General features: G+C 66.4%; 16 protein-coding genes and 1 riboswitch. Of the genes, 7 read left to right on the top strand and 9 right to left on the bottom strand.

The window, feature by feature from the left end:
• Nucleotides 1-6 precede the first annotated feature (6 nt).
• The 3 genes from AC5RV2_RS01770 to AC5RV2_RS01780 form a co-directional block, all read right to left on the bottom strand.
• Complete coding sequence (locus tag AC5RV2_RS01770) at nucleotides 7-657, bottom strand: SDR family oxidoreductase (RefSeq protein ID WP_494090897.1); 651 nt, start codon at nucleotides 655-657, stop codon at nucleotides 7-9.
• A 194-nt stretch (nucleotides 658-851) separates the two neighbouring features.
• A complete protein-coding gene (locus AC5RV2_RS01775) occupies nucleotides 852-1,673 on the bottom strand; it encodes a family 1 encapsulin nanocompartment shell protein (protein ID WP_494090898.1) in 822 nt (273 codons plus the stop codon).
• On the bottom strand, nucleotides 1,670-2,128 hold the full coding sequence (locus AC5RV2_RS01780) for a ferritin family protein (RefSeq protein ID WP_494090899.1): 459 nt from the start codon (nucleotides 2,126-2,128) through the stop codon (nucleotides 1,670-1,672). The genes AC5RV2_RS01775 and AC5RV2_RS01780 overlap by 4 nt, the downstream gene beginning before the upstream one ends.
• A 401-nt stretch (nucleotides 2,129-2,529) precedes the next feature.
• Between AC5RV2_RS01780 and AC5RV2_RS01785 the strand changes: the two genes are divergently transcribed.
• Together AC5RV2_RS01785 and AC5RV2_RS01790 are read left to right on the top strand one after the other, a co-directional pair.
• A complete protein-coding gene (locus AC5RV2_RS01785; protein ID WP_494090900.1) occupies nucleotides 2,530-2,883 on the top strand; it encodes a DUF3040 domain-containing protein in 354 nt (117 codons plus the stop codon).
• Nucleotides 2,884-3,023: 140 nt separating this feature from the next.
• Nucleotides 3,024-3,407, top strand: a complete 384-nt coding sequence (locus AC5RV2_RS01790) for a hypothetical protein (RefSeq protein ID WP_494090901.1) — start codon at nucleotides 3,024-3,026, stop codon at nucleotides 3,405-3,407.
• 95 nt (nucleotides 3,408-3,502) lie between these two features.
• On the opposite strand, the gene AC5RV2_RS01795 is transcribed toward AC5RV2_RS01790, so the two are convergent.
• The 3 genes from AC5RV2_RS01795 to AC5RV2_RS01805 all read right to left on the bottom strand — a co-directional run bounded on the left by AC5RV2_RS01795 (nucleotide 3,503) and on the right by AC5RV2_RS01805 (nucleotide 8,463).
• Complete coding sequence (locus tag AC5RV2_RS01795) at nucleotides 3,503-5,287, bottom strand: HNH endonuclease signature motif containing protein (protein WP_494090902.1); 1,785 nt, start codon at nucleotides 5,285-5,287, stop codon at nucleotides 3,503-3,505.
• 277 nt (nucleotides 5,288-5,564) lie between these two features.
• The gene (locus tag AC5RV2_RS01800; RefSeq protein WP_494090925.1) at nucleotides 5,565-7,082 is read right to left on the bottom strand and encodes an MDR family MFS transporter; all 1,518 of its coding nucleotides are present in this window, start codon (nucleotides 7,080-7,082) and stop codon (nucleotides 5,565-5,567) included.
• 463 nt (nucleotides 7,083-7,545) lie between these two features.
• Entirely contained in the window at nucleotides 7,546-8,463 is a 918-nt protein-coding gene (locus tag AC5RV2_RS01805; protein WP_494090903.1) for a C40 family peptidase, read from the bottom strand.
• Nucleotides 8,464-8,466: 3 nt separating this feature from the next.
• Nucleotides 8,467-8,631, bottom strand: a riboswitch (cyclic di-AMP (ydaO/yuaA leader).
• Nucleotides 8,632-8,880: 249 nt separating this feature from the next.
• Between AC5RV2_RS01805 and AC5RV2_RS01810 the strand changes: the two genes are divergently transcribed.
• Nucleotides 8,881-9,813 carry a LysR substrate-binding domain-containing protein gene (locus AC5RV2_RS01810; protein WP_494090904.1) on the top strand — a complete coding sequence of 311 codons (933 nt, stop codon included), beginning with the start codon at nucleotides 8,881-8,883 and terminating at the stop codon, nucleotides 9,811-9,813.
• A gap of 126 nt (nucleotides 9,814-9,939) precedes the next feature.
• Here the strand turns inward: AC5RV2_RS01810 and AC5RV2_RS01815 are convergent, their stop codons facing one another.
• A complete protein-coding gene (locus AC5RV2_RS01815) occupies nucleotides 9,940-11,301 on the bottom strand; it encodes an MFS transporter (protein WP_494090905.1) in 1,362 nt (453 codons plus the stop codon).
• On the bottom strand, nucleotides 11,298-12,368 hold the full coding sequence (locus AC5RV2_RS01820) for an MBL fold metallo-hydrolase (RefSeq protein WP_494090906.1): 1,071 nt from the start codon (nucleotides 12,366-12,368) through the stop codon (nucleotides 11,298-11,300). Before AC5RV2_RS01820 ends, AC5RV2_RS01815 begins: the two co-directional genes overlap by 4 nt.
• 285 nt (nucleotides 12,369-12,653) lie before the next feature.
• Here AC5RV2_RS01820 and AC5RV2_RS01825 point away from each other — a divergent pair, with 285 nt between their 5' ends.
• On the top strand, nucleotides 12,654-14,117 hold the full coding sequence (locus tag AC5RV2_RS01825) for an aldehyde dehydrogenase family protein (RefSeq protein ID WP_494090907.1): 1,464 nt from the start codon (nucleotides 12,654-12,656) through the stop codon (nucleotides 14,115-14,117).
• Between the two features lie 4 nt (nucleotides 14,118-14,121).
• On the opposite strand, the gene glsA is transcribed toward AC5RV2_RS01825, so the two are convergent.
• Nucleotides 14,122-15,936, bottom strand: coding sequence for a glutaminase A (gene glsA, locus AC5RV2_RS01830; protein ID WP_494090908.1), 1,815 nt, complete (start codon nucleotides 15,934-15,936; stop codon nucleotides 14,122-14,124).
• Between the two features lie 220 nt (nucleotides 15,937-16,156).
• On the opposite strand from glsA, the gene AC5RV2_RS01835 reads away from it, so the two are divergent.
• The 3 genes from AC5RV2_RS01835 to AC5RV2_RS01845 all read left to right on the top strand — a co-directional run bounded on the left by AC5RV2_RS01835 (nucleotide 16,157) and on the right by AC5RV2_RS01845 (nucleotide 19,402).
• The gene (locus tag AC5RV2_RS01835; RefSeq protein ID WP_494090909.1) at nucleotides 16,157-16,951 is read left to right on the top strand and encodes a hypothetical protein; all 795 of its coding nucleotides are present in this window, start codon (nucleotides 16,157-16,159) and stop codon (nucleotides 16,949-16,951) included.
• Nucleotides 16,952-17,123: 172 nt separating this feature from the next.
• Nucleotides 17,124-18,893: a hypothetical protein gene (locus AC5RV2_RS01840; RefSeq protein ID WP_494090910.1), complete on the top strand. Its 1,770-nt coding sequence runs from the start codon at nucleotides 17,124-17,126 to the stop codon at nucleotides 18,891-18,893.
• A 71-nt stretch (nucleotides 18,894-18,964) separates the two neighbouring features.
• A complete protein-coding gene (locus tag AC5RV2_RS01845; RefSeq protein ID WP_494090911.1) occupies nucleotides 18,965-19,402 on the top strand; it encodes a LapA family protein in 438 nt (145 codons plus the stop codon).
• The last annotated feature ends 5 nt before the right edge of the window (nucleotides 19,403-19,407 follow it).

Below are 19,407 nucleotides of genomic sequence, written 5' to 3' on the forward strand. Positions count from 1 at the left end.
GTTAAATCACACGCTTCGGACGGCCGCGCCGATCGGCGTGCCGCCGTTGATGAACTCGATCACCTTGCCTGCCGTGGCAGGAACGGCCAGCACTTCGGCCGCCACCATTGCAACGTCTTCGCGGCTCACTTCACCGTTAGGAGTACCCGGTCCGGCTTGGATCTTCCCGGTCGCTGGCTGCAGCGTCAACGAGCTCGGCCCCAGGATTGTCCAGTCCAGTGATGTGGACTTCAAGTAGTCGTCCGCGGCGGCCTTGGCATCGGCGTAGGGGAAGAACGCGTTGTCCTCCGGCACGCCGTGGTTCTTGCCGGCGCCCAGATAAGACACCATGATGTAGCGCTGCACCCCGGCCGCCACGGCCGCGTCCATCGACCGGATGGCCGCGTCCCGGTCCACTGCATAGGTCCGGGCGGGATTGCCTCCGCCAGCGCCGGCCGACCAGACGACGGCGTCGTGGCCGCGCAGCTGGTCTGCCAGGTCGTCGGTGGTCGTCTTCTCGACGTCGGCGATCACCGGCACCGCACCGGTTTCCCGGACGTCGGCGACGTGGTCCGGATTGCGGATGATGGAGCTGACTTCGTGGCCCTGCGCGGTGAGGATGCGGGACAGGTGCAGCGCGACCTTGCCGTGGCCTCCGAAAATGGCAATGCGTGACATGGGGTTCCTTTCGATGTGGTCCAACCCAATGTAGGCACGGAGTCAGGTGGCGGCCAATGGTCGGCTCTTCAACGGCGCGCGGCCGTAACCGGCGGCCAGGTGTGCTCATTCTGCGCTGGCTCCGTTTGACGCCCGCCCGGTGGGCTGGTCCGCTGGTCAGGCGGCCGCGAGCCCGGTCCTCCGATTCCGCCGTCTTAGCCGTCGCTGCCGGTGAGATGGATCCCGGCTTCCGGCGTGGCCACCCGGAAACTGAAGGACTGCTCGATGTACAGGTACACGAACTCTTCGTCGTGCCGGTCGTAGCCCACCGAGAGGTCCTGGCCGGATTCGAACAGGAAATCCCCGCCGCGCAGGCTCATCACGATCGCCCCGCGGACTCCCGGCGCCCAGACAATCGGACCGCCCAGCAATTTGCGCAGGTGCTCGGACAGCAGGTAGCCGCCGCGCTCGGTCGCCTCCACCACGGCCGTGTAGTGTCCGGGGCCGAGTGCCAGGCCGAACGGACCTCCGATGCCGGCCTGGAGCAGCGCCGATACGGCCTTGGCAATACGCTTGGGGTAGTCATTGAAGTCATTCACGCGGGGAACCGGCGAATGCGGCGTGGCGCTCGTGACCCCCTCAATGCCCACCTGTCTCCAGCCATGGAATACGGCCGCGTTCTCCGCAATGGCAATCTGCATCGCCGCCTCGGCCAAGTCCGTGAGGTCCACATCGGCCGCGCCCCGGTCATGGTCAAGCAGTTCCAGCCGGGAAACCTTGAATGGGGCGCGCATCTCCACCAGGGGCAGCACCCCGCGCCGTCGCGTCGCCACGCCGTCGGCCAAGGCCGGACCCGTGATGCTTTCGGTGCGGCCGAGGTTTGTCGCCGAATACTCCCAGCCGAACGGACCAGCGAAATCCACCATTTTGCGGGCCCCGAGCGCAACCGTGAGGCGCTCCTTGGCCTCCCGGTCCAACAGCCCCCAGCCACCGTCGGAGATGGGGGCGTGCTCGCGCAGCAGGTGATCCATGGTCATGAGAAGTCCTCCTTGAGGCTGCCGATTCCCAGGGACGAATCAGAACCGGCTCGCCTCCGGCGAGGGTACGTACGACTTGCCGCACCCGACGGAGACCGGCCGACCGGCCCGGACGCGGGGACTACGGTTTCATCCGTGCCGGCAGCCGTTGCTGCCTCGGCCGCCCCGCCGTTGGCCACAATGTCGCCGTCCTGGAAGAGGGTGCCCCGGGCAATCTGGCGCCATTTAGGCTTCCTGCGCAGGAGAAACTCCAGGTCCATACTGAAATGTTTGAACTCCTCCGTCAGGGAATCCTCCATGATGGCGACCGATTCCGGGTCCTTCTCCAGCGACATCCGTTGTTCGTACCAGCCGATGGCTTCGGCCTCCTCCGTCAGGTTGGCGCACATACGCGCAAAGGTCCGCGTCTCGGCGGAGAGCTCTGCGGCGGGTTCGTGGTACTGGTCAAAGCCCATCTGGATTCCTCCGTGAGGTTGTGCCTCTCTGCCAGCGTAGCCACGGCCCCGCCGGCTGACTACCTTTGACGGCCCGATGGCCCGGGAGTGCGGCCTGGCTACCGTGTGCCCCTTAGGCGTAGCCATAGATCGGCCGAGCTGCTGCGTTTTTGTCGATCTCTGGCCGGCCGAGATCGGCCATCTTCCGGGCGCTAGGATTGCCCCATCGAATGAGGGCTTCTGCCGGTGAAATTCGCCCTTTTTCATTCCCCGAGACACGTCGGCGTAACAGTTCGCAACCGACTGTTCGGCGGGCTTTGATTTTCATACTCTAAAGGCCCTACGCAGTACCCACCGGAAGAATCCCATGAAGAACCACACGCAGGTGCACGCGTCCATCACAGAACGGGCCGGCACCAACGATGCAACTTTCTGACGCCGAACGACGCGAATTCGCAAAAATCGAACGGCATCTCGCCGCCGAAGATCCGGCGTTAGCTCGGGCGCTGTCGATGCCCGCCGGACCGCTGAACTCCCAGCAGGGAGTCGACGCGGATGCGCAGGGCGACACCAGCGCGGTGATCACGCTTTCGCTGCCTATCGTCGGCCAGCAAACTCCTCCGCCGGAACAGGTTCATAAGCGGCGCAGCCTGGGCCGTTGGCTCATGGCGGCGGGGGTGGCAACAGTGGCTGCAAGTATGGTGACCGGCGCCGTGGCCGCCGCAGCCGGAGGTCTCCTGCTCATCGCCGCGGGCAAGTTCACGGCGGACCGCTAGGGACGGCCCGACACCGAGTCCACGGCGGACCGCTAGGGACGGCCCGACACCGAGTCCACGGCGGACCGCTAGGGACGGCCCGGCGCCGCCGGCGCCGACGCGTTATCGGGAACGCTGCCGCGGCATAGTAAAGTTGCAGGGTGAATCGCCGATACTCCGCCTTGCTCCTGCTGCCGCTCGTCGCCCTGCTTGCCACCGGCTGTGCTCAGGTCGAACAGGCCGCCTCCGACGCCGTCGACCAGGCGGCTAATTCCGCTTCCGAGGCGGTGAGTCAGGCCGCGTCCAACTTGGCCAACGCAGCGGTCGGAGAAGCAGTCAAGCAGGTGTGTGCCCCGATTCAGGACGGCAGCATCGGTCCAAAGGAAAAGGAGATGCTCGGGGGTCTGGTTTCTGCCGCCGACGCAGCCGGCGTTCCCGCGGAGATCACCGGGCCGATGTCGCAGATCGCCGAGTCCGGCGACCAGATTCCGGCCGACGCCCTGGCCTCCATGCAGCAGGCCTGCGACAACAACGGTGCTGGGTAGTCAGGCAACCAACTGACCACTCCCAAACGCTCTTGCGCGGAATGGGAAAGCTTTTGGGTCACCGGGGGAGCTGGGTCCGGCGGCAACGCCCGTTGTCAGAACGGGGGCGTTGCAGGCTGGGCCGGCCAACCGTCAAATGGACTGGAACTATTGCCGGGCACGGCGGTGCCTCCCGCGGCGCTCTCCACCCCGATATCGAGTTCCGACTGCATCGGGACCTGCGACGGATTGGAGTGGCGCACGGCCGTCCTGCGGACCGCCGCGTCAGGGTCCAATGGGCCGCCTCCACGCGGTGAAGGGCCGCCGGGCGGACCGGAGCCTGAGCCCGCCCCGGCCGGCTCCGGCAGGCGTTCGGGCAGCCGCGCGGCTTTCAACCACACGTGGTTGCGAAGAGGCTTTTGAGCCGGGTCGACGCTGAGCGGCGGTAAGAACCAAGGCACGCCCTTGCTCACCTCGACCCGCCAATCGCCCTGATGCAGCAGATGGTGGTGGTGCCCGCAGAGCAAGACGCCATTGTCGACAGAGGTCGGACCACCCTTTTCAAACCACTGGATGTGATGCACTTCGGTCCAGGGAGCGGGCGCAGTACAGCCGGGGAAGGCGCAACCTCCGTCCCTGGCAATGATTGCCAGCCGCATGTACCTCGGAAACAACCGTTGGGACTGACCAACATCCAGAATCGCACCCGTACCGGAGAGGATCACCGGGATGATGTCGGCATCGCAAGCGATCCGCCGGATTGTCTTGGCGGTCAGCGGCCCGGAGAAGATGCTGGTTCCCGGACGTCCGACTTCGGAGGCCAAGTCCTTGTAGTCGATGGTGACCAGCAGTTGCGGGCGGCGTCCGCCAGCGGCTGGCAGAAGATCAGACGTGAGAGCGATTTTGCAGGCACCAATGAGCCCGTCGAGCTGCTTCTGCTGGCGGGTACGCCCGTCCTCTACCGTCGCGTTAACTAAAACGTCCGCTCCGCTGTCCTCAGCATCCGCGTCTGAGTCGTCGTCGTTATCGGAAGCGCCGCTCATTTGGGAGTCGGTGTCAGGTGCGTCAACCGCATCAAATCCTACTGCCCCGGCCGTGGCCGTTCCTTCCCTCAACCGAGGGTTGGTGGCGGTGTTGTAGACGGTTGCCAGAACCTCGTTCTGCTCGTCGGTGGCGTTGATCTCGTAGCAGTGCAGGCCATTGCGCCGCCCGCGATAGAACAGGCCCTGGCGTGCTTTGAGCTCGGCTGGCCCAAGGTCGGCGCCGGTTGGGTTGAGGCCGCCTTCCCAATGCCGGATCAGCAGCCTGAGCGAGTCGGTGTCGTAATCGGAGGCATGCTGAACCAGTGCCTCTTCCATCTTGCGGAGCTGCTCCGGGCCGGCGGTGCGACGCAGCCCGTCGACAGCCTTCCGGATCAGAGTTGCGGCTTGCCCGGAGACCATTCCTTCGTCCATTGCACGGGCGAGCACCGGCAGCCTGGGCTGCACAACAGGCTTACCCTGGGGCGCCGGGCGGACTTCGGTGGCCTCGGCGAGCTGGAAGCGTCGTGCAGCCTCCTGCCGGGGAATGCCCAGCTTCGCCCGCAGATAGTCTTCGTTCGTTTTGTAGGCGCCGCGCATACGCTGATTCGGTTCCTCGGGGTCATGCGGCTTGTCCGTTTCTCCAACGGCGGCGATGTTTTGCGCTTTGATGATGCCAGCCAGAATCAGCTGGGTTTGACCAACAATGTTGGCCAGCTCTTCAACCTGTGCCGCCGTCCGGGCCACCGACTTGGTACTGCGGGTCAGCCCGTCGCGCCGAAGGCGATGATTCAGTTCACTGACCTCGGCGCGGATCCGGGCCAGCAGGACGGAATCATCCTGCCCTGCTCCCGGAGCCTCATCCAGCACCTCAATCGCCATAAATACAGCCTATGAAGCCCTCGAACAGGGGAGGAGAACCAAGGGTCGGTATGTGGATGAGCAAGCGCACGGGGCTGGCTGTGGAGAAGAAGTGGATGGGTGCTCAAGCACGGGCGTCGAAAGTCAAGCGTTCTCGATGTGTGCAGTCCGACATCGACCGGCTCAAGCGAGCGGATCTCGACCGGCTGGGGTGCGACCCGAGCTCGGCCGGCTAAGTGCGGCTGGGCTCCAGAAGCACCGTCTGTGCCCCTGGGTCAGGCCCGCCCGAACTCCGTCGTCAGCGGGCGACCGGCGCGCCCTCCACCGAAGCCGGCTCGTCGGCGGGCTCCTCCACCGGTTTCCGGATGAAGAACGCCGCCGCCACGGCCACGATGGAGATGAGGGCGCCGGTCAGGAAAGCCATCCGCACTCCGCCTGCCACCGCCGTCGTCGTTGCCGCACCTCCAGCGGAAAGAGCGGCCGCCTGCATGGACATGACGGTGACGAACATGGCGGTGCCCGCCGCGCCGGCCACTTGCTGCACCGTACCGATGACGGCGCTCCCGTGCGAGTACAGCTGCCTCCGCACCGACCCGAGACCAGCGGAGAACAGCGGCGTGAACAGCAGCGCCAGGCCCACGCTGAGCACGATGTGCGCCGCCAGCAGCGTCAGCGGGGCGGTGTCCTCGCCGACCGTGGAGAAGAACCAGAGCACGGCGCTGACCACCGTCGTCCCCGGCACCAGCAGCACCCTCGGGCCGAACCTGTCATAGAGCCGGCCAACGGCCGGGGCCAGCAGGCCCATCAACAGCCCGCCCGGCAGCAGCATCAACCCGACCTGCAGCGGCTCGAGCCCCAAAACCTGCTGCATATATATAGGGAGCAGAATGATGGTGCCGAACAGTGCGGCCATGCTGACAGCCATGAGCCCGACGGACACGGAGAAGTTGCCGGAACGGAAGGTCCGCAGGTCCAGCAACGCCCTGTCCGAGCGCTGCAGCCGAACCTGGCGCAGCAGGAATGCCAGCAGCCCCACGCCGCCGGCCGCAAACGCAACCCACATGGCGGCACCCGTGCCCGGCCCCGCCGTCGTTGTTCCGTGCCCGGCGCCGACCTGGCTGAGGCCGTAGATCAGGCCGCCGAAGCCGATGGCGGAGAGCGCCACGGACGGCAGGTCCAACGGCACCGGCCGGGGCTCGGTCACGTTCTGGATCCGCCGGTTGCCGACCACCAGCATGGCCAGAGCGATCGGCAGCACCAGCCAGAACATCCAGCGCCAGGACAAGGTGTTGAGGATGATGCCGGAGATGGTCGGGCCGATGGCGGGCGCCACCGATATGACAATCGAGACGTTGCCCATCGTCTTGCCGCGGTCCTCGGCCGGCACCAGGTTCATCAGCGTGGTCATCAGCAGCGGCATCATGATCGCGGTGCCCGACGCCTGCACCACGCGGGCCACCAGCAGCACCTCGAACCCCGGAGCAAGCGCGGCCAGCAGCGTTCCCGCGGAGAACAGCGCCATCGACGCGGTGAAGACCTGACGGGTGGTGAAACGCTGCAGAAGGAACCCGGTCACCGGGATGACCACCGCCATCGTCAGCATGAACGCCGTGGTTAGCCACTGCGCCGCGCGGGCGCTGATGTCCAGGTCGACCATTAGCTCGGTCAGCGCCACGGACATGATGGTCTCGTTCAGGATCACCACGAACGCAGAGACCAAGAGGATGCCAATCACGCGGTGGTTCCGGCGCGACTCATCAGCCGTCAGCCCGCTGCGGGCAGGTCCGGGCCGTGCCGAGGCTCTGTTCGTCGACATGTCTTTATTCACGGGAAGATCCTCGAGTGGAAATCGTGCTGTTGCGGGCGGCCGGAAACAGCCCAAAAACGCCGGGCGCAGGCGGAGTAGTAGCTTAACCTGCCCCCGCTTACTCCTATTCCCGGCGGTCAACCTCGAATAAACAACGACGCCGGTGCTCACCGCCGGGCGCGAACCGCCACCTGCGGGGGAGGGGTGCGCGTGATGGATTCTCCCACCGGTCCTTTTCAGGAGGAACATTCCCCCCGCATAGAAGTGGATAGAGTCCCGCTTGCGCGGTGAAAGAGGAGAAGCCCGCCAAGCATGGAACCCGCCATTAATTAAAAGAGGTGCACTCCCGTGTCACGTTGAAGGAGACAGCGCATAAAGAGGAGAAGCCCCGCCGGCGCAAGGCCGACGAGGCTTCCCTGTGATCCTGGACCGGCCGTTGGGGGAATAGCCGGTCCAGGAGTCTTTGGGGTGGTTACATCGTGTAGTAACCGGTAACGGGCATGGCGTTCACGTCGTGCACCAAGGTGCCCTGGCTCGGGTTCAGGGCGCTGATCATTTTGCCGCCGCCCAGGTAGATGCCCACGTGGCCGCCGCCGTTCTGCACCACCAGGTCGCCCGGCTTCGGGTTGCTGGTCGGGGTCAGGGCGCTGCCCTGGTGCTGGCTGAGGCGGGGCAGGTCGACACCAGCCTGTGCGTAGACCCACTGGGTGAAGCCGGAGCAGTCCCAGCCGGCAGTGGAGGTGCCGCCCCAGACGTAGGGCGTTCCCTGTGCCGACATGGCGATGTCCACGATGCTCTGGTTGCCGCCGGTGGAGGCGGGCTTGATGTCGGCGCTGGCCAGCGAGACAGTCGCGGCGTCGGTCGACGCAGCCAGGGTCGTAGCGGCTCCGCCGCCACCCTGCGCTGCCTGGCCGCCACCGGACTGGGCGCCCTGCGCGGAGCCGGTCAGCGCGATCTGGTCGCCCGGGTAAATGATGGAGTACGCGCTCAGGCCGTTGATGGCCAGCACGTCCTGCACATTTTGGCCGTACTGGGCGGCAATCGTGCCCACGGTGTCGCCCGCGACCACGGTGTGCGTGGTGGCACCTGCAGCGGCACCGTCGTCGGCAGCCGAGCTAGTAACGGAAGCGCGCTCCACCTCGAAGCCGGCGTTGGCCGGAGCGGCAACGGTGTCCGTCGCATTGGCAGCGCCGTAGGTCGGGACCGTGACATCGGCGGCGGCATTGGCCGGCAGGCCGGCACCCAGCATCAGGCCACCGGCGGCGGTGACGACGGCAGCGCCGCGGCCGACGGTTCCGGCGCGGGACGAGACAGCCTGGGACAGACCGGCCACGGTGGTGTTGCGGACCGGGGTGGCACGGTGGCGTGCGCGATTGTTTTTGAGCAGCAAGAAGATACCTCTCCCAATGCCTGCGAGGTAAGCTGTCGGGTTCGGGTGGGAGTCACCCGGCCGTGCGGCAGCGCGGTATGCACTCCGTACGACTTAACCCCAAGAGCCCCAAGAGGGGCCCGGAATGTGGGTCCCCCGCCTCTGCCAGATGTCTAGCGAACGAACTCGGAAAGGCTGGCAGAGCTAGGCAATACCCTCCGAGGACATCGGCGCATGATCGCCGACGTGCTGAAAACACTACATAACGGTTCGGTAACTGTCCAAGCGCTGAAATTTACCTGTGGATAACCTGAGAGCCATCTTCCCGTCAGGGGCGAGCAACCCCCAGCGACCGTTGCAAGGCGTCCGTCACGGTACATCGGGCGCAACAATCGGCTGGTTACGCCGCCGGTGCGGGCCAACTTGTACGCTGGCAGAGTGGTGGACTTCACGCTTAAACAGCTGCAGTACTTTGTTGCAGTCGCCGATCACGGCTCAATCTCGGCCGCCGCGGCCGCCAGCCACATCTCGCAGGCAGCCATGTCCCAAGCGCTGACAGAGCTGGAACGGATCGTCGGCGCGCAGCTGATGGTCCGGCACCGTTCCCGCGGAATCGCCCTGACCGGCGTCGGGCAGCAGTTCCTGCGCGACGTCCGGAGCCTGGTCCGGCATGCCGACGACGTGCAGAACAGCATCATCGAGCGCCAGCAGGGGTTGGTCGGCCCGCTGGCCATCGGCTGTTACAGCACCCTGTCCGCCTTCTGGGTTCCGGTGATCAGCGAACGGTTCATCAAGCCGCATCCGCGCCTCACCGTGACCATGGAGGAAGGCGAGGCCGCCGAGCTGCAGCACCGGATGCAAGAGGGCTATCTGGATGCGGTGCTGACGCACACGCGGCACCTGTTGCCCGGCGTGCAGGCCCGAACCGTCAAGGAAGGCCGGCCCTACGTCCTGCTGGCCGCGGACCACCCGCTGGCTTCCCGCAAAAGCGTCCGGCTGGCCGAGCTGGCCGAAGAGGACTTTGTCTCGCTGGACATCCCCACCGTGCGCGACAACCAGCTGGTCAATCTGCGGCTGTCCGGGCTGGATCCGAAGATCGCCTGGCGTTCGTCGAGTTTTGAGGCGGTGCGGGGCATGGTGGCGCGCGGCCTCGGCTACACCGTGCTGGTGCAGCGGCCGCCGGGCAACTACAGCTACGACGGGCTTCCCCTGGCCACGGTGGAAATCGACGGGCCGGTCGGGCACAGCGACGTCTGCGTGGCCTACGCCAGCGTCACCCGGCCCAGCCTCAGGCTGCGGGCATTCCTGGACTTCTGCGCCGAGGTCGGCGGCGCAGCGGCGAGCGGATGGGATGAGCATACGACGGCGTAATCCCGTCCCGTCAGTTCGGCGAGCAAGGTGACGGGCGGGCATACGACGGCCTGACCCCGCTTAACCGCGACGGCGGCCGCTGCCCCGGGCAACGGCCGCCGTCGCGGTTAACCATGGCTGGAGGAACTACATGCTCTCCGCGGTAAGGTCCTGGTCCTTTCCTTCCTTGATCGCCAGGATGCACAGCCCCGCGAGGACGAAGGCGCCGGCCCAGACCGTCGCCACCAGCCACAGCTCGCCGCCGGCCGCCAGCACCAGGCCGCTGGCGATCATGGGCGTGAAACCTGCGCCCAGCGTTGAGGAGAGCTGGTAGACCAGCGAGGCGCCGGTGTAGCGCATCCGGGTCGGGAACAGCTCTGCGGTGAACGCCCCGAACGGGCCGAAAATCGTGCCCTGGATGACGCCGTTGGCCAGGAACAGCCCGATCGCGAACAGCCACAGCGTCCCGAGCTCCAGCATCCACATGATGGGGAAGGCCAGTACCGCGCCGGCGGCGATGCCGATCAGCATCACGGGCCGGCGGCCGAGCTTGTCGCTGTGCCGGGCCGCAAACCAGATGGCGACGACGGTCAGCGCCGCGCCCAACGCTTTGACGTTGAGGACGCTCGTCCGGTCCAGGCCGACCTCGTCCACCACATAGGAGATGGCCCAGACGGTCATCAGGCCCTGGACGGTGTAGGAGCTCATCCCCACCAGCGTGCCCATGATCACGTTCTTCGGGTACTTCGTCAGCACCTCGAGAATCGGGATCTTCTTCTCCTCGGCCTTGTCCTCCAGCGCCAGGAACAGCGGGGACTCGGCGACCTTGAGGCGGACGATCAGGCCGATGCCCACCAGGACGATGCTGATCAGGAACGGCAGCCGCCAGCCCCAGGTCAGGAACTGCTCGTCCGGCAGCACGGACACGGCCGAAACCGCCAGGGTGGCCAACACCGCACCGGCGGGACCTCCCATGTTGGCGAAACTGGCCGCGAACCCGCGGCGTTCCTTCGGAGCGTGCTCCAGGCCCATCAGCATGGCACCGCCCCACTCGCCCCCGACGGCCAAGCCCTGGACGATGCGCAGGACGATTAGCGCCAGCGGAGCCGCCATGCCTATCTGGGCCGTGGTCGGCAGCAGGCCGATCAGGGTGGTGGCCACGCCCATGAGCACCATGGAGGTGATCAGCACCCCCTTGCGCCCCAGCCGGTCACCGAAGTGGCCGAAGATGATCCCGCCGAGCGGCCGGGCGATGTAACCGACCGCCAGTGTGGCGAACGAGGCGAAGATCCCCACCGCGGGGTCCAGGTTCACGAAGAACACCGTGTTGAAAACCAGCGCCGCCGCGGTGGCGTAGAGGATGAAATCGTAGAATTCGATGGCGCTGCCCAGGAAGCTGGACGCCAGGATGCGCCGCATTTCCGGGGTGTTGAGGCTGGGAACCTTCAGGTCCCCGGGCTGCCTGTCGTTCGCGGCAGGGGCCGACGCCGTCGTCGTGTCATTGCTCATGGTGCAACCGCCATTTCGTCATGATCGGCGACTCCGGTGAATTCCGGGTCGCTGGAAGAGAAGGAGATAACGTCCAGATCGTCGGGGATCAGGAACGTGCCGTTGAAGTCCTTGCCGTGTGCCTGCCAGACGGCGTCCGGCGTGGTTCCCGGCACCAGATGGTGCAGCGCCAAGGTGCGTGCTCCGGCCTGCCGGGCAATCGCGATGGCGTCCTGCGGCGAGGTGTGGGACCTGCGGTGGTGGTCGATGGAGGCCCGGGCTTCGTCGGAATCGATGCTGCCGTACGCCCGCTGCACCCAGTCGAAGTCGATGGCCTCGTGCAGGAGCAGGTCCGTGCCGCGGGCCAGCCGCACCAGGTTCTGGCAGGGGGCGGTGTCGCCGGAGATCGTGACCGACCCTTCGGCCGTGTCGAACCGGAAGGCGAAGGCGGGTGCCACGGGCGGATGCTCCACGAGGGTGGCTGTCACGGTGACCAGCTCATCCCGGTAGATTTCGAACGGCTCCATGCCGGCCGGCGTCGGGTTCTGGTTCGGGTGGTAGCCGATGGCGTCGGGGACGACGATGTCTTCGGCCACGAAATAGTCCAGCGGCGAGGGGCGCAGAGCGTCGATGACCCGGTCGTTGAGATCGGTGGCGTACGCCTGCATCAGGTGGTGGAACATGTCCCGGGTGCCCGGCGTCGGCAACTGCGGAAAAACGGGCGACGGCGGAACCGTGGCGCGGGGTGAAGCCGGCGGCAATTCTCCCCGGTCGCCCGGTCCCAGGATGCGGATGCTCCGCTGGCCCGGCGTGAGGGTGAACAATCCGAAGATGGCCAGCCCGGCCAGATCGATCGTGTGGTCGGAATGCAGGTGGGTCAGGAAAATCCCGCGCAAGGACGAAACCTGCAGGCCGGCCTTCATCAGCTGGCGTCCGACGCCGTTGCCGGCATCCACCAAGTAGACGGCATCGCCGACGACGACGGCGGTGGCGATGCCGGTGCGGCGGCCTGCGTTCTCGCCGGTCCACCAGCGGGGACCGCCCGCCGTGCCCAGCGTGACGACGTGCGGCGTGAGGGAATGGGTCATGGGTCGAGCTCCTCGGAAGTCTTTCCGCCTGTGGTGCCGGCGGAACCTGAATTCCATGATGCGGCTCACACACACTTTCGTAAAACGGTAATAACCGACCAACTTAAACGGTTTCACTTATGACCGGGCAGCCCGTCGGCCGCCGGCGGCCCTCATCCGCGGGCCGTCCCATTGTCCGGGCACGACGGCGGGAGTAGGCTCCGCCTTATCCGGGCCGCGGGGACGGCCGGAGCTTCGGCTGTGGCCGGCGGCGTGGCCCAGCCACTTCGGAAAGGAATGAGCGCCATGCCCATCACGCGTGAGTTGATCATCAACGGCGAGCACGTCCCGGCAGCCTCCGGCAAGACCACCGAGGACATCAGCCCCTACACGGGCGAACCCTTCGCCACCGTCGCTGCCGCCGGGCCGGAAGATGTCACGCGAGCGGTCGACGCGGCCTCGGCGGCCTTCGACGGTTGGGCCGGAACGCCTCCCACCCAGCGGGCCAAGATTTTCCTGAAAGCGGCAGACCTGTTCGAGGAACGGATGCAGCAGGGCATCGAGCTGATGGCCGGCGAGGTGGGCGGCGTGGCGGTCTGGGCCGGGTTCAACGTCCAGTTGGCCGCCAACATCCTGCGCTCGGCCGCCGCCGCCACCACCGCCCCTCGCGGCGACGTGCTGGCCACCGACCTGCCCGGCAAGTTCTCGTTCTCCGTCCGGCAGCCCTACGGCGTGGTGGCGGCGCTGTCTCCGTGGAACGCGCCCTTCATCCTGGGGATGCGGGCCATGGCCATCCCGATGGCCGTGGGAAACACCGTGGTGCTCAAGCCCAGCGAGGACGCGCCGCTTTCCTGCGGCCTGTTCCTGGCGGACGCGTTGCTGGATGCGGGCCTGCCCGCCGGAGTGCTGAACGTCATCACGAATGACCGGGCGGACGCGAACGAGGTGGTGAGCACCCTGGTCTCCGACCCCCGCGTTCGGAACGTGAACTTCACCGGTTCCACCAAGGTGGGGCGCATCGTCGGCACGCTGGCGGCGCAGAACCTGAAGCCGGCGGTGCTTGAGCTCGGCGGCAAGAACTCCCTGGTGGTGCTCAAGGACGCCGACGTCGACTACGCCGTGCAGGCGGCGACCTTCGGCTCGTTCATGAACGCCGGGCAGATCTGCATGTCCGTGGACCGGGTGATCGTGGACCGCAGCATTTCCGAGGAGTTCTCGAGCCGGTTCGCGGAGAAGGTCGCCACACTGCCCACCGGGGACCCGATGAAGCAGGACACGGTGATCGGACCGCAGGTCACCCAGGCCTCGGCGGACCGGCAGTACGCGCTGATCGACGACGCCGTGTCCAAGGGTGCGACGGTGCTGGCCGGCGGCGGGAAGGCGGCCCAGGCCGTGGTGCCCGCGACGGTACTCTCCGGGATCACCGAGGAGATGCGGATCTACGACGAGGAGATCTTCGGTTCGGCGACCACGGTGATGGAGGTGGACGGCCCGGAACAGGCGGTGCAGCTGGCGAACGACACGCACTACGGCCTGACCTCCGGTGTCATCACGGAGAACCTGGCCGCGGGCATCGAGGTGGCGCAGCGGCTCAAGACCGGCATCGGCCACGTCAACGACCAGCCGGTGCTGGACGAACCGATGGCCCCGTTCGGCGGCATCCAGCAGTCGGGCTACGGCAAGTTCGGCGGGCAGGCCGGCATCAATTCGTTCACCGAGGAGCGCTGGATCACCATCCAGCAGAACGGGCACGCGCAGTACCCGTTCTGAGCCGTCAGTCGCGGATGCGCACGGCCGTTTCACGCATGTATCGGTCCACGTGCGCATACGCGTCGCGGGTCAGGGCTTTCCAGAGTTCGACGGCGAGGCGCGGGTTTTCGCTCTCCAGCCGGCTCATGGTTTCGGCCGAAAGGAGCCTGACCCGGACGGGGCCATCCGCGCGCACGGTGGTCTCCTGCCGGTCCGCGCTGCCCAGCGCCATTTCGCCGAACGTCATGCCGGCGCTGAGCGTGGTGAGTTTGACTCTGGTGTTCCCCGGCCCGGCGGAGGTGGTGGTGACGCGGCCGGACAGGATGAAATAGACGCCGGCGAAGCGCTGGCCGACCCGGCGGATGAGCTCGCCGTCGTCATAGCTGCGCTCTTCCATCAGCTCCGCGAGCGCGGCGGAGTCCTCCGGGTCCAGCGGGCTGAGCGCGGGGGAGTCGGGCACCTCCACGGTGGCGGGCCGGCAGAGCTCGTCGCCGTAGCCGGCGATCAGCCGGTTTTCGGCGAATTCGACGGCGGTGCTGCGGGTGGCGAACGACGGCACCGGCCGCCCGGATTCCTCGAACCGCTGCGCCAGGGCGCCCTCGCCGTCGATCATCACCAGTTCGCGCCCGGCCTCCGCGAGCGAGGCGCGCAGCTGCTCCAGCATGTCCAGGGCGACCGGGGCGGTTTCGTCCACCCGGCGCATGTCCAGGATGACGAGTTCCACCGACTCGTCCAGGTCGCTGACCTCGCGCACCATGGATTCCGTGCCGGCGAACAGCAGGTCCCCGTTCAGCTCGATCACGCGGGCGCGGTGCCCGTTGGCGCGCAGCACCTCGGCGGCCTCGTCGTTGCGGCGGATCCCGGACGGGGCGCCGGTGATGTCGTAGCTGGCGCGGATGGCGTTGCGGCCGGTGCGCGCGGCCCGGACGAAGTGCAGCCCCATGTCGTGCGAGATCCGCCGGCTGGCCGCCACGCCGCGCACGCTGCTGCCGTGATCGTCCAGCGGCGGCGAATAAACGGCCAGGCCCAACTGGCCCGGCAACACCGCGAGCAGGCCGCCGCCGACTCCGGACTTTGCCGGCATGCCCACGTCCGAGAGCCACGCACCGGCGTCGTCGTACATGCCGCAGGTCGCCATCACGGAGAGGACCCGTTCCTCCACCTCCAGCTCCAGCACCTGTTTTCCGGTGAGCGGGTTGGTGCCCCCGTTGGCCAAGGTGGCCGCCATGACCGACAGGTCGCGGCAGGTGACGAGCACCGAGCATTGCCGGAAGTAGTCTTCGGCCACCGGGTCCGGATCCTGCTCGATGACGTCGAAGGAGCGCAGCAGGTGGGCCAGCGCCCGGTTGCGGTAGCCGTGCCGGGCCTCGGACTGGAACGTGCGTTCGCTGACCGACAGGTCGCGGCCGGCGAAGGCGGAATAGTGCTCGAGGATGCGTCGGAAACCGGTCTTGCCGCCGCTGCCCTTGATCAGGGAGGTGGCGGTCAGTGCTCCGGCATTGATCATCGCGTTGGCCGGACGGCCGGTGCCCGGAGCCAGCGAGATCTCGTTGAAGGCGTTGCCCGAGGGCTCCACGTCCACCTTCCGGTCCACAGCGTCGAGGCCCAGGTCGGAGAGCGCGAGCCCGTACGTGAAGGGCTTGGAAATGGACTGGATGGTGAACTCTTCGTTCGAATCGCCGACCTCGTACACGTAGCCGTCCACGGTGGCCAAGCAGATGGCGAACTTGTCCGGGTCCGCGCCGGCCATCGCGGGAATCCCGCCGTACGGCTTGCCGTCCTTGAGGCCGGCGAGCTCGGCGTGCAGGGTGCGGAGATAGCTCTGGATAGGGGAGTCCATGATGCCAGCCTATGGGGTGGCTGGAACGTACAACCAACGGAGTCGGACCCCACGGGCCGGGCCGGACCCACGGGCCGGACCCAGGGGCCGGACCCAGGGGCCGCCCCCACGGGCCGGACCCAATGGACCGCCCACGGCCATGCCCGGCGAGCGGGCCGCCGAGGTGCCGGTCGTGTTCCGCTAGCGGAGCTGCCGGCCTCCGGCGGGTTAGATTGGCGGTATGACCGATCCCGGGCCGGTTCCGGCCGCCGACAATCCGCTGTTCGACTTGCTGGGCGCCGGTGATCGCGCCGGGGTTCTTGGCTACGCGGCAGCCATGCCGGACAGCGAAAAGCGGCTTCAGAAGTCGATGGTCCGGAGGTTCCGGATGGTGGTCTCGGCAGAAGCGACCGGCGAGCGCTCGCCGGACGGGTGGTGGCGGGGCCCGTTGCAGCCCGATCATTGGGCCGCCGCGGACATCGCCCACATGGCCTGCATCGGCGCGGAACGGTCCGCCGCCCTGTCCTACACGGATTTCAAAGTTGCGCGCGACGTGCCGCCGGTGTTGTTTCCGGGCCACCTGGACCTGTTCGTCGAGGCATGGGCGGCCCGCTATCTGCGTAATCCCAAAGGCTGGGACCGTAACCGCGGTATCGACGCGATGTTTGACTGGGTCCGCGACGGCCTCGTGCCTGCCCCGGCGCATCGAGGCGCGATGCTCCTGCTGTTGAGCCAGACGCAGGTTAAAGCCATCGACTTTCTGAAGTTCCTGCGGGCGCGGCCGGGATTAATCGACGTGACGCTCAAGGAACTGTTCCACGTACCCGGGATCAAGGGTGCCAGCGCCATGCAGTTCGATGAGGGCAATCCTTGGGAGAACCGCAAGCTGGCGGTTTTGCTGCCCCAACTGGTCAAGCTGGGCTACTGGGACGCCGAGTGGGTCCGGCAGGGGATCGAACGCGTCCTGGTGAGCGACGAATGGCCGGACTACCAGAAGCGCTTTTTCAAGCTGTTGCGCAGCAACCTCGCGGAGTAGCGAGGGCCAGCGGGGGACCTCGAATGCGCGGCCATGCGGCAGGCCTCGGTCAAATGCGGCGCGCCGGCCGACGCATCTTCGGGTCCGTTCTCGCAGGACTGTCAGTGCTGGCTGCGAGACTCAGAATAAGAGCGTGGTGTCCGGCTGCGCGCGAAAGAGTTGGGGAACTCGAATGGCGGTTGAGGAATGGCAGGGCACCGGGGCGGAACTGGCAGAACTGGTCATGTCTCGCCGAGAGCGACATCTCGTCGTTATCTCGCATGCGGCTGGCAATGAGGCAAAGCAGTTCGATGCAGAGACAGTCGCGGCAGAGGTCGAGGGTTGGGCCGACGTGATAACGGTGGCCAGCGGCCCCATCACTTACCAGTTGAAAAGCGATCTGCCGGCAGACTGGGATGTGTACGGAACGGCCGCCCGCGTCTACCCAGTTGGAATGGAACGGGGTGTTGAACCAGGCCCCTACTATTTGGCGGCCGACCCAGGAAGAGTGTCTCGGCTGACACAGGAACTGTTGGACGATGTTCTGGGAAGGCCCAATCCAAATATGTATCCGGATGCGGCAGGGTTTGGCGACTCCCGGACCCGTTCCACAACGTTCGTGTCAAAGGCTCCGCGGACTGCGACCGGATGGGTCTCCGGCTTTATCGGTTCAGGGGAGCGGGCCCTCGTGGAACTCGATACCGGAGACAGGGTGGTCATCCGACGAGAGGACCTGGGGATCGAGGCCCGGCTCGATTGGCTGCTGAAGCACGGCCAGCGGGTGACCGGAGTGTTGGAACCGCTTGAAAAGGTTCTGGACATCCGCAACATCGTGACTATTCCCCGACTGGGTGTTGCTTATAGCTGGCGACAGGTCGTGTTGTGTCTGGTTGCTTCTGCCGAGGCAGACCAGGCGGTATTGGTTCCGCTGCCGGGCGTCAACATCACGGTTGAACGGGCGGACATCAGTTCGAATCCTCTGGACGACGTCAATACGCTCCTCGCTCCAGGACAAGTCGTCCCTGCGCGGCTCGTCCAGTCAATGGGCGTCCCCAGGTTGATATTGACCGACGTGGGAGACGACGAACCGGTCGTGGAAGCACCGGTGTTAGTTGCCGGGGGTGTTCCATGGCTCCAGCCAGACCGTGACTTGTTGCCTGACGTATCGCTGAACTTCGACGCCTTGGATGACAATAACGCCGCGGCGCGTGCCAGCGGTGACAGCGCCGTGGCCGGCGAGGCCGTCGTCGTGAACGCAGCAGGAGTAAAGCGTGGGCAGGCATTCCGAGACGCACTGTTGACCATTGAGCGGCTTAACGCTGAGCTTCGCGCGGCCTCAGCGGGAGATGCCTCGCAGCAGCAGGCGGTCGCCGAAGCCCAGCAGTTAGGCAAACAGCTCGAGCAGACAAAATCAGATCTTGCGGAAGTGGTCTACGAGCTATCCGCCCTTCAACTCAGGCACAGGCGGCAGACAGAATTGCTCAATGCTTCACAAAAGAAAGCACGCAAGGCCCTGAAAACAGTGCACGACCAGGAAACGGACCCGCGGGACAGCTTTCCCGACCACGAGGCGGCTGTGCGCCATGAACTCTATCTTGCCTGGGTGGAACGGACTCCTGCACAGGACAAGAAGAAACGGCCCTGGAACCAGGACTACTTGGTCGGCTCGAAATTCGCCGCTAGCTACTTCGCCTTGCCATTGTCGCTGCGCCGTAAAGCTGCGAAGGCGGTAGTGCATCTCTTGACTGGCCTGGCGGCAGACCTGCCGGCGCGTGAGCTTCACCCACTCCGCACCGGAATGGGTGCGAATGAACCACATGTCGGTCGAGAGGACGGCGCCATGTGCTGGAGAATGGCGGTGGAGAAGGATGTTCCCGCTGCCCGCCGCATTCATTATTGGAAGTTGCCAGGTGGGCAGATTGAATTGCACGAAGTCGTGGGGCATGACGTGTTTGCGGTTTGACGCCGGTGTCGCTGCGCTGATGCATCGTCTACGCTGAGGGAAAAGGCGCCGCGGCGAAAGGCAGGACAGCGATGACTTCCAATCCGAAGGGCACGGGACGGGACGGAGCCGAGGCCGGGGGGACCAACACCGGCCGATCGGGACCGGGGCCGTCCGGTGGCTCCGGGCAGGGCGGATCCGACGGTCTTGGGCCCAAAACCGGCGGGACCGGCGGGGACGCGCTCGATGGGCGCGAGGCGAGGCAACAAGGCACCCGGCTGGGGATGATCTGGACGTCGGTGGTCGTTGCCCTGCTCCTGCTGGTGCTGCTGATTGTGTTCATCGCGCAGAACCAGGACCAGGTCCTGCTGCGCTATTTCGGTTTCGAGGGGCAGGTCGCACTGGGGCTGGCGCTGTTCGTGGCGTCGGTCGCCGGGGGAATCTTCGTCGCCGCCGCCGGGGCAGCCCGCATCATCCAGTTGCGCTACCGCACCCGCGTCAGCCGCAAGAACGGTTCGGTCCCGCGTTAATCCGG

The organism is Arthrobacter sp. Y3225116 (genome assembly GCF_059091245.1).